At 63.6% G+C, this 15,669-nt stretch carries 14 protein-coding genes and 1 pseudogene; 12 read left to right on the top strand and 3 right to left on the bottom strand.

The genetic code is table 11. The features are described 5' to 3' along the window. The first annotated feature begins 66 nt into the window (after nucleotides 1-66). The 8 genes from RPF88_RS13930 (at nucleotide 67) to RPF88_RS13895 (ending at nucleotide 7,363) form a co-directional block, all read left to right on the top strand. Nucleotides 67-369: a hypothetical protein gene (locus RPF88_RS13930; protein WP_013532640.1), complete on the top strand. Its 303-nt coding sequence runs from the start codon at nucleotides 67-69 to the stop codon at nucleotides 367-369. A gap of 119 nt (nucleotides 370-488) precedes the next feature. Continuing rightward, nucleotides 489-1,154, top strand: a complete 666-nt coding sequence (locus RPF88_RS13925) for a response regulator transcription factor (protein ID WP_013532639.1) — start codon at nucleotides 489-491, stop codon at nucleotides 1,152-1,154. Continuing rightward, nucleotides 1,138-2,571, top strand: a complete 1,434-nt coding sequence (locus tag RPF88_RS13920; protein WP_013532638.1) for an ATP-binding protein — start codon at nucleotides 1,138-1,140, stop codon at nucleotides 2,569-2,571. Before RPF88_RS13925 ends, RPF88_RS13920 begins: the two co-directional genes overlap by 17 nt. A gap of 184 nt (nucleotides 2,572-2,755) precedes the next feature. After that, complete coding sequence (locus tag RPF88_RS13915) at nucleotides 2,756-3,193, top strand: hypothetical protein (protein ID WP_013532637.1); 438 nt, start codon at nucleotides 2,756-2,758, stop codon at nucleotides 3,191-3,193. 93 nt (nucleotides 3,194-3,286) lie between these two features. Next, complete coding sequence (ccmI, locus tag RPF88_RS13910) at nucleotides 3,287-4,426, top strand: c-type cytochrome biogenesis protein CcmI (protein WP_013532636.1); 1,140 nt, start codon at nucleotides 3,287-3,289, stop codon at nucleotides 4,424-4,426. 8 nt (nucleotides 4,427-4,434) lie between these two features. Then, nucleotides 4,435-4,878, top strand: coding sequence for a cytochrome c maturation protein CcmE (gene ccmE / locus RPF88_RS13905; protein ID WP_013532635.1), 444 nt, complete (start codon nucleotides 4,435-4,437; stop codon nucleotides 4,876-4,878). Nucleotides 4,879-4,910: 32 nt separating this feature from the next. Further along, entirely contained in the window at nucleotides 4,911-6,902 is a 1,992-nt protein-coding gene (locus RPF88_RS13900; RefSeq protein ID WP_013532634.1) for a heme lyase CcmF/NrfE family subunit, read from the top strand. Beyond that, complete coding sequence (locus RPF88_RS13895) at nucleotides 6,899-7,363, top strand: cytochrome c-type biogenesis protein (protein ID WP_013532633.1); 465 nt, start codon at nucleotides 6,899-6,901, stop codon at nucleotides 7,361-7,363. Before RPF88_RS13900 ends, RPF88_RS13895 begins: the two co-directional genes overlap by 4 nt. Here RPF88_RS13895 and RPF88_RS13890 read toward each other — a convergent pair. Beyond that, a pseudogene (locus RPF88_RS13890) lies at nucleotides 7,360-7,539 on the bottom strand (type II toxin-antitoxin system RelE/ParE family toxin); the annotation flags it as partial. The gene RPF88_RS13895 and the pseudogene RPF88_RS13890 overlap by 4 nt on opposite strands. 296 nt (nucleotides 7,540-7,835) lie before the next feature. Between RPF88_RS13890 and RPF88_RS13885 the strand changes: the two are divergent. From RPF88_RS13885 to RPF88_RS13870, 4 genes are all read left to right on the top strand, one after another. Then, on the top strand, nucleotides 7,836-9,389 hold the full coding sequence (locus RPF88_RS13885) for a Do family serine endopeptidase (RefSeq protein ID WP_013532632.1): 1,554 nt from the start codon (nucleotides 7,836-7,838) through the stop codon (nucleotides 9,387-9,389). 350 nt (nucleotides 9,390-9,739) lie between these two features. Next, nucleotides 9,740-10,414 (top strand): response regulator transcription factor, encoded by a 675-nt coding sequence (locus tag RPF88_RS13880; protein WP_023812818.1) that lies wholly within the window; start codon nucleotides 9,740-9,742, stop codon nucleotides 10,412-10,414. Nucleotides 10,415-10,421: 7 nt separating this feature from the next. Then, nucleotides 10,422-11,900, top strand: coding sequence for a sensor histidine kinase (locus RPF88_RS13875; RefSeq protein WP_013532630.1), 1,479 nt, complete (start codon nucleotides 10,422-10,424; stop codon nucleotides 11,898-11,900). After that, nucleotides 11,900-14,848: a bifunctional [glutamine synthetase] adenylyltransferase/[glutamine synthetase]-adenylyl-L-tyrosine phosphorylase gene (locus RPF88_RS13870; RefSeq protein WP_013532629.1), complete on the top strand. Its 2,949-nt coding sequence runs from the start codon at nucleotides 11,900-11,902 to the stop codon at nucleotides 14,846-14,848. Before RPF88_RS13875 ends, RPF88_RS13870 begins: the two co-directional genes overlap by 1 nt. Nucleotides 14,849-14,907: 59 nt before the next feature. On the opposite strand, the gene RPF88_RS13865 is transcribed toward RPF88_RS13870, so the two are convergent. Together RPF88_RS13865 and RPF88_RS13860 are read right to left on the bottom strand one after the other, a co-directional pair. Continuing rightward, a complete protein-coding gene (locus RPF88_RS13865; RefSeq protein WP_244514280.1) occupies nucleotides 14,908-15,240 on the bottom strand; it encodes a hypothetical protein in 333 nt (110 codons plus the stop codon). Nucleotides 15,241-15,337: 97 nt separating this feature from the next. Beyond that, the gene (locus RPF88_RS13860; RefSeq protein ID WP_013532628.1) at nucleotides 15,338-15,598 is read right to left on the bottom strand and encodes a type II toxin-antitoxin system prevent-host-death family antitoxin; all 261 of its coding nucleotides are present in this window, start codon (nucleotides 15,596-15,598) and stop codon (nucleotides 15,338-15,340) included. Nucleotides 15,599-15,669 lie beyond the last annotated feature (71 nt).

The following is a 15,669-nucleotide window of genomic DNA, read 5'->3' as shown; positions in this document are numbered from 1 at the left end:
GAGGATGTTTTCAGCGGCGTTCACCGTTCATTTCACGTTCAGCACCGATGCGTTACAACGCCGGTCATGAAAACGCTTCGCTCCCACTTCCGAACCGCGACACTGGCGCTTTGTGCTGCCGGGCTGTTTGCGTCGCAGGCGATGGCGATGCCGGTCATCGCGCCGCCCGACCTTGCCAGTCCGATCGTACTGGCGGCCTCCGATTGCTACGCCATCGGCCAACAGGTGGCTGAGCAGAATGGCGGAACGCTGGCCAAGGCCTCGCAATCGACGCGCGGCGGTCAGCCTGTCTGTGTCATCGTCGTGCTCGTTCCGGGCAAGGACGGACAACGTCCGCGCCGTTCCGAGATCGTCGTTCCGCTGAACTGATCCAATCAATCTTAGGCTACGTTTCCCAGGCCGCCGGAATCGGCCTATATCTGCCCCAGTTTTCAATCCTACAAAGCTCTTCCATCCGACAAAGCTCTTCAACAGGTATCGAACTCCGCATGCGTGTACTGGTCGTCGAAGATGACAAGGATCTCAATCGGCAGATATCGGATGCGCTGGTCGATGCCGGCTATGTCGTCGACCGCGCCTTCGACGGCGAGGAAGGCCATTTCCTCGGCGACACCGAGCCCTATGACGCGGTCGTGCTCGATATCGGCCTGCCGCAGATGGACGGCATCAGCGTGGTCGAGCGCTGGCGACGCGGCGGCCGCAAGATGCCGGTGCTGATCCTGACGGCGCGCGACCGCTGGAGCGACAAGGTTTCCGGCATCGATGCCGGCGCCGACGACTACGTCACCAAGCCGTTCCACATCGAGGAGGTGCTGGCGAGGCTACGGGCTCTGATCCGGCGCGCTGCCGGCCATGCCTCGTCCGAGCTGACCTGCGGACCGCTGCGCCTCGACACCAAGGCCTCCAAGGCCGATGTCGGCGGCGTGCCGCTGAAGCTGACGTCGCACGAATTCCGCCTGCTTGCCTATCTGATGCACCATATGGGCGAGGTCGTCTCGCGGACCGAACTGGTCGAGCATCTCTACGATCAGGATTTCGACCGCGATTCCAACACCATCGAGGTGTTTGTCGGGCGGCTGCGCAAGAAGATGGGCATCGACATGATCGAAACCGTGCGCGGCATGGGCTACCGCATGCGTGAGCCGGAGGCGTAACTCGGAACCGCTCAAACCAACCGCAAGGACGCCGCTTTCGCTGCGTTTGTGGCCGCGTTCGCTGACGTTCCGCGTCATCGCCTTTTCCACGGTCTGGGCGATCGTGACGCTCGTTGTCATCTTCACCTTGATCACCACCCTATACCGCCAAGCCAGCGAGCGCGGCTTCGACAGCCTGCTTTCGGCGCATCTGTTCAACCTGATCGGTTCGATCGGCATCTCCGACAGCGGTGCGCTGACCGGCGCGCCAGATCTCGGCGACCTCCGGTTCTCGGAGCCGAATTCGGGCTGGTACTGGTCGGTTGAGCCCGCTTCGGAAGGCGTGCATGGCGATCTCCATTCGTCGTCGATGACCACGACGATCCCGTCACCGAGCGTTGCCGAGGTGCCGTTCAACGCGAGCTTCCAGCGCAGCTACGCAGCCGAAGGCATCGACGGCGAGCAACTCGAAGTGTTCGAGAGCGAATTCGTCCTCGACGCCAAGAACCGCGCCGCGCGTTTCCGCGTCATGGGCAACCAGAGCGAACTCGAACAGGAAATCGCCACCTTTCAGCGCCGCCTGCTGACCTATCTCAGCCTGTTCGGCGTCGGCATGATCGCCATCAACGCGATCGCAATCCTGCTCGGCCTGCAGCCGCTGCGCCGGGTCAGGAACGCGCTCGCCATGGTGCGCGAAGGCACCGCCCAGAGGCTCGACGGCCGCTTCCCGGCCGAGATCGAACCGCTTGCCAACGAAACCAATGCGCTGATCGAAAACAACAGGCGCATCGTCGAGCGGTCGCGAACACAGGTCGGCAATCTCGCCCATTCGCTGAAGACGCCGCTGGCGGTACTGCTCAACGAGGGCCGCGCGCTCGGCGGCGCCAAGGGGCAGTTGATCGCCGAACAGGCGGCTTCCATGCAGAAGCAGGTCGAACACTATCTCCAGCGCGCCCGCGTCGCGGCACAACGCGACAGCGTCGTCTACCGCACGCCGGTGACGCCGCTGGTGCAGCGCATGGTGCGGGTTCTGCGGAAGCTCAATCCGCAGACAAATCTGTCGCTGTCGCTGCCGGCGGGCGAGATCGTCTTCGCCGGCGAGCGCGAGGACCTTGAGGAACTGCTGGGCAATCTCCTTGAAAACGCGATGAAATGGGCAAAGAGCGCGGTGCAGGTCTCGATCGTGCCCTTGACCGGCAAGGACGACCCGGCCGGCCTGTTCGAGATCGGCATAGAGGATGACGGTCCGGGCATTCCCGAGGACAAGGCGCGCGAGGCGCTGAAGCGCGGACGGCGTCTGGACGAGACAAAGCCCGGAACAGGTCTGGGCCTGGCCATTGTCGCAGACCTCGTCAACGAGTATGGAGGCGTTCTGGCGCTCGAACGGTCCGGTATGGGCGGATTGAAGGCGGTGGTGCGATTGCGGAGCCTTCAGTGATGTTCACCAGAGCCGATCGACATAGAGGGGCGGGAGATGTTGTTGGCGGCATGTCCATTGGTCCCGCAGCGGCCAGCGGCCAAATTTCCGACAAATATCAATATTATGGCCACGCCGACTTCTCGATGACGCGGCCCCCGGCGCATCCATGGCAGGCTCCAACTCAAGAAAACCGGTTGTTGGCATGAAGATTCGCGTCGCGCTTGTTTCCGCATTGCTGGCTGTTTCCGGCTGCACCACCTTGAGCGGCAAGGGTCCAACCGTGGCAGCGACACCGGCCTCGACACCTCCTTCCAGCGGCAAGGTGACCACGACGATCATTTCGGCGATGGGCGGCGGCCTCATCAGCGGGGCGATCGGCAACGGCCTCAGCGAGACCGAGAAGCGCAGCGCGCTCGAGGCTGAGTACAAAGCGCTGGAATACACGACCAGCGGCCAGAAGGTGACGTGGAAAGGCGCCCAGGCTTCGCGCTACGGCGAGGTGGTTCCGGCCCAGCCCTACCGCGTCGGTTCGCAGGACTGCCGCCAGTACACGCAGACGGTGTTTTCCGGCGGCGCCGGAGTCACGGCGCGCGGAACCGCTTGCCGCAACGCCGATGGCAGCTGGACGCCGCTGACCTGACGACCGTCTGCCGACGATTGGCGGCTGGCGTCGTCAAAGCGTCGCAGCATGCATCTGTTGGCACGGCAGAGCTCTGCCGTTATTGGAAGAACCATGCTGTTCTGGGTCATAGCCGCCATTCTCACGCTGGGTGCAAGCCTGGCGGTGCTGTTGCCGCTGGCCGCCAGCGCGAAGGGCGCGTCGTCGAGCGGCGAACATGATCTCGAAGTCTATCGCGACCAACTGTCCGAGCTTGACCGCGACGCCGCGCGTGGCTTGATCCAGCCGGCCGAAGCGGCCGAAGCCCGCGCCGAGATCGCTCGCCGCATCCTTCGCCTTGACAATGCGGGTACCGCCGGTGGCGCAAACGCGGGCCGAGCGCCGGCCACCGCAAGGCTGGTGGCAACCGTAGCCGTGCTGGCGGTGCCGCTGGTCAGTTGGGGGCTCTATGTCAAGCTTGGCTCTCCCGACCTGCCGTCACAACCGCTCAGCGAGCGGTTGGCCAAGAATCCCGCCGACAGTTCGGTCGACGAACTGGTGGCGCGGGCCGAAGCCCATCTGGCCGCCAATCCCACCGATGGCAGGGGCTGGGACGTGCTTGCCCCGGTCTATCTGCGCATGCAGCGCTTTTCCGACGCGGCGGATGCCTATCGCAACGCCATTCGGCTTGATGGCGACAGCGCCGTTCGCCAGGCCGGTCTCGGAGAGGCGATCGCCGGCGCGGCAGGCGGCATTGTCTCGGCCGATGCCCAGGATGCTTTCGAGGCAGCCCTGAAGCTCGATCCGGCCAATGCGAAGGCCAGTTTCTACCTGGCCATGGCGTTGGCGCAGGAGGGTCGCGCCAAGGAAGCGACCACGGCATGGCAGGCGATGCTGGGCAGATTGCCGCCGGACTCGCCATGGCGCGGTGCCGTCGAGCAGGCGCTGGCCAAGTCCGGCAACCCCGAAGTGGCTTCTGGCGACGCCGCCAACGGCCCCGATGCCGGCGATATCGACGCCGCATCCTCGATGTCGCCGCAGGATCGGGAAGCCATGATCAACACCATGGTTGCCGGCCTTGACGACAAACTGCGGCAAAATCCGCACGACCCGGAAGGATGGATGCGGCTCGTTCGTTCCTATGTCGTGCTTGGCAAGGCCGATCAGGCGCGTGAGGCGCTCGGTCGCGCCATTGCCGTCTTTGGGGCCGACAGTGACCAGGCGAAGAAGTTCACCGCCTTTGCCGCTTCGCTTGGGCTTGCGGCGACGGAGTAGAACAAGACATGACGCGCAAGCAGAAACGATTGTCGGTGATCGCGGGCGGCCTGGTCTTCCTGGGTGCCGCGACCGGGCTGACTTTCTACGCGCTTGGCCAGAAGGCCTCCTATTTCTACATGCCGGCCGATCTCACCACGGCAAGCGTCCAGCCTGGCCAGCGCATCCGGTTGGGTGGATTGGTCGAAAAAGGCACGATCCAGCGCGGGCAGGGGGCCACGGTCGGCTTTTCGGTCACCGACACGCACAAATCGGTCAAGGTCACCTATACCGGCATCCTGCCCGACCTTTTCCGCGAAGAGCAGGGCGTCATCACCGAGGGTAGTTTCGGCCCGGACGGGGTTTTTGTTGCCGATAGCGTGCTGGCCAAGCATGATGAGCGCTATATGCCCAAGGAGGTTGCGGACGGCCTCAAGGCCAAGGGCGTGTGGCAGGAGAGCAAGAGTGAATAGCTCCGGCAGGAGAGCGACAGTGGATCACGGGCATGGTTGAAACCGGACATTTCGCCCTCGTCCTGGCGTTTGCGCTTTCGCTGGTGCAGACGCTCGTGCCGCTGTTTGGCGCACGCCTGAACAACCAGCGCCTGATGGCCGTCGGGGGTCCGGTCGCGGTGACCGGCTTCGCCTTGACGGCGCTGTCTTTCGCAGCGCTGGCGAGTGCCTATGCGAGCTCCGATTTCTCGGTGGCAAGCGTGTGGGAAAACTCGCATTCCTTGCAGCCGTTGATCTACAAGATCACCGGAACCTGGGGCAATCATGAAGGCTCGATGCTGCTTTGGGTGTTGATCCTGACCTTCTTCGGCGCACTCGTCGCCGCTTTCGGCTCCAACCTGCCGGCGACGCTGCGCGCCAATGTGCTTGCGGTGCAAGGCGCCATCGGCGCCGCCTTCTTCCTGTTCATCCTGGCGACGTCCAATCCGTTCATCCGGCTCAACCCGGCGCCGATCGAAGGCCGCGATCTCAACCCGATCCTGCAGGATCTCGGCCTCGCCATCCACCCGCCGTTCCTCTATCTCGGCTATGTCGGCTTCTCGATCTGTTTTTCCTTCTCGGTCGCCGCTCTCATCGAAGGCCGCATCGACGCGTCCTGGGCGCGCTGGGTGCGGCCGTGGACGCTGGTCGCCTGGATGTTCCTGACCGGCGGCATCGCCATGGGATCGTACTGGGCCTATTATGAACTTGGCTGGGGCGGTTTCTGGTTCTGGGATCCAGTCGAGAACGCGTCTTTCATGCCGTGGCTGGCGGGCACCGCGCTGCTCCATTCGGCCATTGTCATGGAAAAGCGCTCGGCGCTGAAGATCTGGACGCTGCTGCTCGCCATCCTGACCTTTTCGCTGTCGCTGCTCGGCACCTTCCTCGTGCGTTCGGGCGTGCTGACCTCGGTGCATGCCTTTGCAACCGATCCGACCCGGGGCGTGTTTATCCTGTGCATCCTGACGTTGTTTATCGGCGGCTCGCTGGCGCTGTTTGCGCTGCGCGCTTCCCGGTTGACGACCGGCGGCCTGTTCCACCCGATTTCCCGAGAAGGGGCACTCGTCCTCAACAATCTGTTCCTGACCACGGCGACGGCGACCGTGCTTGTCGGCACACTCTATCCGCTCGCTGTCGAAGCCTTTTCAGCCGACAAGATCTCGGTCGGCGCGCCGTTCTTCAATCTCACCTTCGGGCCGCTGATGGTGCCGCTGCTGCTCGTGGTTCCGTTCGGGCCGTTGCTGGCCTGGAAGCGCGGCGATGTCTTCGCCGTCGCGCAGCGCCTGATGGTGGCCTTTGCTGCGGCACTGCTGGCGACGCTGGTCACCGCTCTGTTCATCGACGGCGGCTCGGTGTTCGCAGCCCTGGGCGTAGGCCTTGCCGTCTGGCTGATCCTTGGCGCGCTCACCGATCTCGCCGTCAAATCCGGCTTTCGGACCGTCGCAACGGGGATCATGGTCCGGCGCTTGCTCGGCTTGCCGCGCTCGGTCTTCGGCACAGCCTTCGCTCACCTCGGCCTCGGCCTGACCACGCTCGGCATCGTCGGCACACTTTGCTTCGGCACCGAGAAGATCCTGTCGATGCATGCCGGCGAGACCGTCGAACTGTCCGGCCATACGCTGCGTTTCGTCGGGCTTTATCCGGCCCAGGGACCGAATTACAGCGAGGATCGCGGCCGCTTCGAGCTGATCGGCGTCAGCGGCAGCCCTGTTGGCGAAATCAGCTCCGCCAAGCGGTTTTATCCGGTGCGGCAGATGACGACGACGGAATCCGGCATCAGGACGATCGGTTTCTCGCAGCTCTACATCTCGCTCGGCGACGAGGGCAAAGACGGTTCGGTCGTCGTGCGTTTGTGGTGGAAGCCGCTGGTGACGTTGATCTGGGGCGGTGGCCTGATGATGATGGCGGGCGCGGCGATGTCGCTGATGGACCGGCGCCTGCGCGTCGGCGCGCCGTCGCGACGGCGCAAGCAGGCGAGCGTGGTGCCATCCGCGACCCTGCCATGAACGCACGGCTTTCGCTGACCTCCATTATCCTGCTGCTGGCGCTGTTTTTTGCCGGCACGGCCTTGGCGGTGAAGCCTGACGAGATGCTGCCTGATCCTGCACTTGAGGCGCGGGCTCGGGCGCTTTCGGAAGGCTTGCGCTGCATGGTCTGCCAGAACCAGTCGATCGACGAATCCGATGCCGACCTTGCCCGCGACCTGCGCGTCCTCGTGCGTCAGCGCCTCGTCGCCGGCGACACTGACCAGCAGGTCATGGACTACGTGGTTTCGCGCTATGGCGAGTTCGTGCTGCTCAAGCCGCGTTTCGACCTGCGCAATGCATTGCTGTGGGGCACGCCTGTCCTGCTGTTGCTGGTGGGAGGCGTTTTCATCGTGCTGACCGCGCGGTCGCGTCGCTCGACGGCAACCAATGCGCTGACCACTGAGGAACAGGCGGCGCTGGACAAGATACTAGGCAATTAGCTCGGCCATTCCTCCGAGGGCCAGTCCCGCGACGTGTGAATGACGCGCAGGATAACGACGCACTGACGGCCAGCGATCGGGCGCAACTCATAAGCAATGATGTACGGCGGGCGGCCGATGAACGTCTCATATGTGCCTGTTACCCGGCCTGGCCGGCCCGTCGCCATATCACCAAGGCCTCGGCCCATTTCACGAATGATACTTCTCTCGGACAACCCTTCGTGCTCGACGTGTTCCACATTGCGGGGTCGATCCGCCAGGCGTGCTTGCTGTCATTTATGAAAGCCTTGTGCTGAGTTGTGTACAAGATAGCGCATAGGGCATCGCGGCCAACGGGTTTGTGCGTCTCCCGACCCCAAAACATTACCAAAGTTTCATGTGTCGGAAATGGCGCTGTAATGTGCGCCACTCTAATTCTCTTGCTTGAGGATGCCCATCAGCAGCGTCCATTTGGAAAGAGGATACGAGATCCATGAATATTGCCCCCCGTTCATATTCCGTCACCCGCAAGCGTCTCATGGCTGCCGTCGCGTCTGTAGCCGTGGCCGGTGCGATCGGCGTCGGTGCGCTGACCAGCGGAACCAGCCCTGTTCTGGCCGATGCCGTGCGCGTCGAGGCGCCGCAGGTACCGGGCTTCGCCGATGTCGTCGAGCGGGTTTCTCCCGCTGTTGTCAGCGTCAAGGTCAAGGCCAAGATCAGCCCGGCCGCCGATGACGGCTCGGACCCGTCCGACGATCAGGATGGCATGAACAACCTGCCCAACAATCCGCAACTGCGCCGCTTCTTCAAGGAATTCCGTGGATTTGGTGATCAGGACGGCCAGGGTGGCGGCAACAGGCGCTTCAGCCATCGCGACCGCAACAACGACCAGCCGCGGCCGGTTGCACAAGGTTCCGGCTTCTTCATCTCGGATGACGGCTATCTCGTCACCAACAACCACGTCGTTTCGGAAGGCTCGGCCTTCACCGTGGTGATGAATGACGGCAAGGAACTCGACGCCAAGCTGATCGGCACCGACCCGCGCACCGATCTCGCCGTGCTCAAGGTCGATGGCGTCGGCAAGTTTACCTATGTCGACTTCGCCGATGACTCCAAGGTTCGCGTCGGCGACTGGGTGGTGGCCGTCGGCAATCCGTTCGGCCTTGGTGGCACCGTCACCGCCGGCATCGTCTCCGCCCGCGGCCGCGACATCGGCGCTGGCCCTTATGACGACTTCATCCAGATCGACGCATCGGTCAACCGCGGCAATTCTGGCGGCCCGACCTTCAACCTCAACGGCCAGGTCGTCGGCATCAACACCGCGATCTTCTCGCCGTCCGGCGGCAGCGTCGGCATCGCCTTCGACATTCCCGCTTCGACCGCCAAGCAGGTCGTTCAGGACCTGATGAAGAGCGGTTCCGTTCAGCGCGGCTGGCTCGGTGTCGAAATCCAGCCGGTCACCTCCGACATCGCTGAGTCGCTTGGTCTGAAGTCCAACAACGGCGCACTGGTTTCCAGTGCCCAGGACGATGGTCCCGGCAAGAAGGCGGGCATCACGGCCGGTGACGTGATCACCCAGGTCAACGGCAAGGACGTCGCTTCGCCGAAGGAACTGGCACGGCTGATCGGCGCCTACTCGCCTGGCAAATCGGTTGACGTCACCGTGTGGCGCGACGGCAAGAGCCAGACGGTCAAGGTCGATCTCGGCAAACTGCCCTCGAGCGACAAGCAGGCCTCTGTCGACCAGTCGCAGCCTGCCGCTCCGGCAAAGCCCGACACGCTGGCCGATCTCGGCCTGACCGTCACCAAGTCCGAAAACGGCAAGGGGCTGGTGGTGACCGACGTCGATCCCGACAGCGATGCTGCCGATCGCGGCATCCAGCCGGGCGACGTCATCACATCGGTCAATTCGACCGAAGTGAACGGCACCGACGACGTCACCAAGGCGATGACCGAAGCGGTCAAATCCGGCCGCAAGGCAGTGCTGATGCAGATCACCCGCGACGACACCAATCGTTTCGTCGCGCTGCCCGTCGCCAAGGGCTGAGGTCGGCTCCGGAGCGTTCTCTCGGCCTTCCGAGACGGGTGAGGGCGTTCCGGCGGCAAGTTGGACTTTTCCAGTGCGCCGGTTCAACACCCCCGAGCCGCCGTACGGGAAAGCATGGAGGAGCGCGCGTTAGTCAGTCATCGCGCCTTCCCCCGGCGGCAGCGGGCTTCCCATCGCCCGCTGCCGCACAATTTCAAAAGCGCTTCAACGATCCGATGCCAACGACATCGGCAGCGAGCAGCTTTATCGCGCACTGCTTCGAGCGATCTCGGTCGCGATGCGCTTTGGCAAAGGCCACAATGCAGATGTCTGCCACTCAACCTTCCGGCGAAATCGCGTATAACAGCCCTATGAAGATTCTCGTCATAGAAGACGATCGCGAGGCTGCGGATTACTTGCAGAAAGCCTTTGCCGAGGCCGGTCACACCGCGCATGTCGCCGGTGACGGCGAAACCGGCTTTGCGCTCGCCGACGCCGGCGACTACGACGTGATGGTGATCGACCGGATGATGCCGCGTCGCGACGGCCTGTCGGTCATTGCCGGTCTCAGGTCCAGGGGCAACACGACGCCGGTGCTGATCCTGTCGGCGCTCGGCGAGGTCGATGACCGGGTCACGGGTTTGCGCGCCGGCGGCGACGATTACCTGACAAAGCCCTATGCCTTCTCCGAGCTTCTCGCCCGCGTCGAGGTGCTGAACCGGCGCGCCAGTGCCAAGGAAGCGGAAACCGTCTACCGCGTCGGCGATCTCGAACTCGACAGGCTGTCGCATTCGGTCCGCCGTGCGTCACGCGAGATAACGCTGCAGCCGCGTGAGTTCCGCTTGCTCGAATATCTGATGCGGCATGCCGGCCAGGTGGTGACGCGCACCATGCTGCTGGAAAATGTCTGGGACTACCATTTCGATCCGCAGACCAATGTCATCGACGTCCATGTCTCCCGGCTGCGCGGCAAGATAGAGAAGGGCTTCGACAAGCCCATCCTGCATACGGTTCGCGGCGCCGGCTATATGCTGAAGAGTGGTTAGCTGCGGCATGGCTCTTTCCGTGCCCGCCATCATGAAGACGACGGCAGCGCGGCTTTCGGCGCTCTACTTCCTGCTCTTCGCGCTCTGCGCGGTGGCGCTCGTCTTCTACATGACCTCGCTGTCGGCGCGAATGCTGACCGCGCAGACGCAGGAGACCATCAATGACGAAGTGCTCGGCCTTGCCCGCGCCTATCAGCGCGGTGGCCTGCCGGTACTGGTCCGCGTGGTCGAAGCGCGCTCGCGCCAGCCCGGCGCAAACCTTTACCTGATCGCCGACGCCAACGGCCAGATCCTGACCGGCAACGTGCAGAGCCTCGAACCTGGCGTTCTCGAAACCGAAGGCTGGACCAGCAGTCCGTTCTCTTATCAGCGCTTTGGCGAGGGAGAGCTCGAGCGCCTGCGCAACCTTCCCGCCGAGCAGGGTACCACCACCCAATCCGAGCAGAACGATGCGCAGGCGCAGGGCGAAAAAGGCCACAACGCCATTGCGCTGGTGCTGCGGCTGCCGAACCAGATGATCATGCTGGTCGGCCGCGACCTTGGCGAGCCGGAACGGTTTCGTGCCGTCATCCGCCGTGCGCTGATGCTGGCGCTCGGCATGATGGGGCTGGGCGGATTGCTGATCTGGTTTTTTGTCGGCCGCGCTGCGCTGAAGCGCATCGACAGCGTGTCGGAAGCCAGCCGTCGCATCATGGGCGGCGATCTGTCGGGCAGGCTGCCGGTGACGGGGGTTGGCGACGAGTTCGACCGGCTCTCCGAAAATCTCAATGCCATGCTGGCCAGGATCGCCACGCTGAACGAAGGCTTGAAGCAGGTTTCCGACAACATCGCGCATGATCTGAAGACGCCGCTGACCCGGCTGCGCAACCGGGCCGAAGCGACGCTTTCGGGCAAGCAAAAGCCCACCGACTACCGGCAGGCGCTGGAAGGCACCATCGCCGAGTCGGACCAGTTGATAAAAACCTTCAACGCCATCCTGATGATCTCCCGGCTGGAGGCTGGCTACTCGTCTGAAAATACGAACCGCGTCGATCTTGCGGAAGCCGTACGCGATGTCGTCGAGCTCTATGAGCCGGTGGCGGAAGAGGCGGGCGTGTCGCTGGAAGCAGACGCGCACGAGGCGGTGTCCGTCAACGGCAACCGCGAACTGATCGGTCAGGCGCTGTCGAACATCGTCGACAACGCCATCAAATATTCCACCGGCGCCAATGCCCAGCCGGCGGTGCGCGTCACGCTCGAGCGAACCGGTGCGGACGTTCGCCTGTCGGTTGCCGACAATGGCCACGGCATTCCCGACGATGGCGACCGCGCGCGTGCCACGGAACGTTTCGTGCGGCTGGAGAAGAGCCGTTCGCAACCGGGTTCCGGTCTTGGCCTCAGCCTCGCCAAGGCGGTCATGACATTCCACAATGGCCGGCTTGAACTCTTGCCTGGCAATCCTGGACTATCCGTGGTCATGAGTTTCCCGGTTCGGGAGGATCACTGATGAGCACGACTGCGAGAGCGAAAGATTGGCTGCTGAAGCCGGCGGCCAGGCTTGTTCCGCTGGACGAGGACCGTGCGCGGCTGGAACTGGCCGAGATCGCGTCCGCCGCACGCGAAGAAGGGCTGACGCGGCTGGCCAAGTTTCTGGCCGGCAAAGGGGAGGGCCAGGATTTCCTCGCCGCCGTCTTCGATCTGTCGCCGTTCCTGCGCGATACGGCACGTCGCCGGCCGCAAATCCTGGACGGGCTGTTCGAGCAGACAATCGAGGCTCGGCTGAAAGCGATCGGCGCCGCCATAGACCTGGCGCATTTGGCGGAGACCCTTTCGGAATCCGGCCTGATGATGGAGCTGCGCCAGTGGAAGGCGGAGGCGCATTTCCTCATCGCGCTGGCCGATCTTGCCGGCGAGGCCGAAACGGCGCTGACGGTCCGGCGGTTGAGCGACCTCGCTGACGCCTGTACCCGTGCCGCCGTCGACTTCCTGCTGCGCGACGCGCACGGCCAGGGCAAACTCAAACTGCCGGATGTCGACAACCCGTCGAAACAGTCGGGTTGGATCCTGCTCGGCATGGGCAAGCTCGGGGCACATGAGCTGAATTTTTCCTCGGACATCGATCTGGTGGTTTTCTTCGATCCGGAAGCACCGGCGGTCGTCGACCCGCTCGACGCCACCGAATTGTTTTCGCGGCTGACGCGCCGCCTGGTTCGCATCCTGCAGGACCGCACCGAGCACGGATATGTCTTCCGCACCGATCTGAGGCTGCGCCCCGACCCCGGTTCGACACCGCTGGCGATCCCGGTTGAGGCGGCACTGCGCTACTATGAGGCGCGCGGCCAGAACTGGGAGCGCGCCGCCATGATCAAGGCACGTCCGGTGGCTGGCGATCTGGCCGCGGGCGCTACCTTCCTCAAGGAGCTTCAGCCCTATATCTGGCGCAAATACATGGATTACGCGGCGATTGCCGACGTCCATTCGATCAAGCGTCAGATCCACGCCCACAAGGGCCATGGTGAGATCGCGGTCAAGGGCCACAACGTCAAGCTCGGCCGCGGCGGCATTCGCGAGATCGAGTTCTTCGTCCAGACCCAGCAGCTTATCGCCGGCGGACGCTTCCCTGAACTGCGTGGCCGCGAGACCGTGCCGATGCTCGGCGAGCTTGCGACACGCGGCTGGATCACCACCGAGGCGCGCGATGCGCTCGCCCGCCAGTACTGGTTCCTGCGCCGCGTCGAACATGCCGTGCAGATGGTTGCCGACGAGCAGACCCACACGCTGCCGGAAGATGATGAAGGCTTGGAGCGCATCGCCCGCATGCTCGCCTTTGCCGATGCTTCTGCCTTTTCCCAGGCGTTTCGCGCCTCGTTGCAGCAGGTCGAACGCCACTACGCGGCACTGTTCGAAACAGCACCCGAACTGTCGACAGGCATCGGCAATCTCGTCTTCACCGGCGATGTCGACGATCCCGATACGCTGCAGACCTTGCACGGCCTCGGCTTCCAGCGGCCAAGCGACATCTGCCGCGTCATCCGAGGCTGGCATTTCGGTCGCTATCGCGTCACCCAGTCGGCGGAGGCGCGCGAGCGGCTGACGGAATTGACGCCGGCGCTGCTGCGCTCCTTCGGCCAGACGCGCCGGGCCGACGAAGCGCTGATGCGCTTCGACGAATTTCTCGCCGGCCTGCCGGCCGGCATCCAGCTGTTTTCCCTGCTGCAGTCCAATCCGGCCCTGCTCAAGCTCCTGGCAACGATCATGGGTGCGGCGCCCCGGCTGGCGGCGATCATCACCCGCCGGCCGCATGTCTTCGATGGTCTGCTCGACCCGGCCTTGCTGACGGAGCTACCGGACCGCGCCTATCTGTCGGCACGGCTTTCCGCCTTTGTCGAGGGCGACCGGCTTTATGAGGACGTGCTCGACCGGCTGCGCATTTTTGCTTCCGAGCAGAAATTCCTGATCGGCGTCCGGCTGCTCGCCGGCTCGATCGATCCGGCGCGCGCCGGCCGCGCCTTCTCCGATCTGGCGGATCTCACCATCGAGGCTGCGTTGCAGGCGGTGACGGCCGAATTCGCGGCGCGCCACGGCACCATTGCCGGCGGCGTGGTTGCGCTGCTCGGCATGGGCAAGCTCGGCAGCCGCGAGCTGACCGCCGGATCGGATGTCGACCTGATCCTGCTTTACGACCACGCGCCGGACGCCGAGGAGTCCGATGGCGACAAGCCGCTGGCGCCTTCGCATTACTACACCCGCATGACGCAGCGGCTGATCGCAGCTGTGTCGGCGCCGACGGCGGAGGGCGTGCTCTACGAACTCGACCTGCGCCTGCGGCCATCAGGCAACAAGGGTCCTGTGGCGACCCATATCGATGCCTTCAAGAAATACCAGCGCCAGGAAGCCTGGACCTGGGAGCACATGGCGTTGGCACGCGCGCGCGCCATAGCTGGCGACGCCAGCCTGTGCAGTGAGGTTGAAGCGGAAGTGGCGGCGGTGCTTGGTCAGCCGCGCGACGCCGCAAAGGTGATGGCCGAGGCCTCGGAGATGCGGGCTATGATCGAGAAGGAAAAGCCGCCGCGCGACCTGTGGGACATCAAGCTGATCCCCGGCGGCCTGATCGATCTCGAATTCATCGCCCAAGTCGCTGTCATCACCGGGCAGGTAGGCGCCGGGCCGCGCGTTACCGGTACCGCCGAAATCCTTTCGCGCCTGTCACCGGGCTTCGCCAATGCCGGGGCGAGGCAGGAGCTTTTCGACGCCTATGCGCTCTATCTGGCGCTGACCCAGATGACGCGGCTGTGCCTTACCGGAGCCTTCGAGCGCGACGACGTTCCGCCGGGGCTTTCGGATCTGCTTCTGGCGGTGACCGACCTGCCGGATTTCGGTGTGCTCGAAGCACACCTCAAGGAGACGTCGCAGAAGGTCAGGAAGGATTTCGACCTTTTGCTTCGTGCGGGATGACCGGGAAGCGATCGTCCCTTGGAATCGGGGACGTTTCGTGGTCCTCCAGTCTCATGCAGCTACTCTGTTCGCCGAATCTGCTGCAGCGCCCGGCTTGCGTGAGACTGCAAAATCCGGTCGCGCAGATAGGCATAGAAACGCGGCGGCAGCATGCCATAGTCGAATCGGGACGGTTTGCTCCCCGCGATAGGCCTGAGATCGGGACCCGGCCAGAGGAAATGATTGGTTTCGGTGACGACGATCCATGATGGCGTGTCATCGAGGCCGAGATAGGCTTTGAGGGGCGCAGGTATTTCTACTGCATCGGCAGGATCAGCTGGTGGCGAGTGTGTGACCGGAACGACCGTTATGACTTCACGGCCCTCCACGACCGCGCGGCGACAATGGCGCATGATCGGTTTTTGCGACCTTCTTCGGCACCCTTTTCGTGTTCTCTCACCCAGAGGTAAGAATAGGAAATCACCAGACCCGGGATAGGTTTGGGCAGGCTCACGGTGTCCAGTCTTTGAGCATTGCATCAAGCCCGGCATATTCGCTCGATACGGCGCTTTCGGCGATGGCGTTAAGCGTCTCGTCGTCCAGCTCTTCCACAGGACGGGCGACCCGTCCCTTGACCAAGACCTCGAACATCGCCGCCGACAGGAGTACCGTGTGGGTCCGGCCATTCTTTGTGATTGCGACCGGCGCACGCTGGGCAGCATCCTGAAAACGCCCGACATTCTGCTGGAATTCCGTTGAAGTCACTCGCATGACAAGGCCTTTCTTTTTTATCCAAAATAGATAAAATAGATAACTTTGTCAAAGCGTTTCACCTCGCGTCC

This window comes from Mesorhizobium sp. ISC11, from assembly GCF_037162595.1.
Taxonomy (GTDB): Bacteria; Pseudomonadota; Alphaproteobacteria; order Rhizobiales; family Rhizobiaceae; genus Mesorhizobium; species Mesorhizobium ciceri.
The sequence above is the reverse complement of the archived record's forward strand: the minus strand, read 5'-3'. Positions and strand labels throughout refer to the sequence as shown.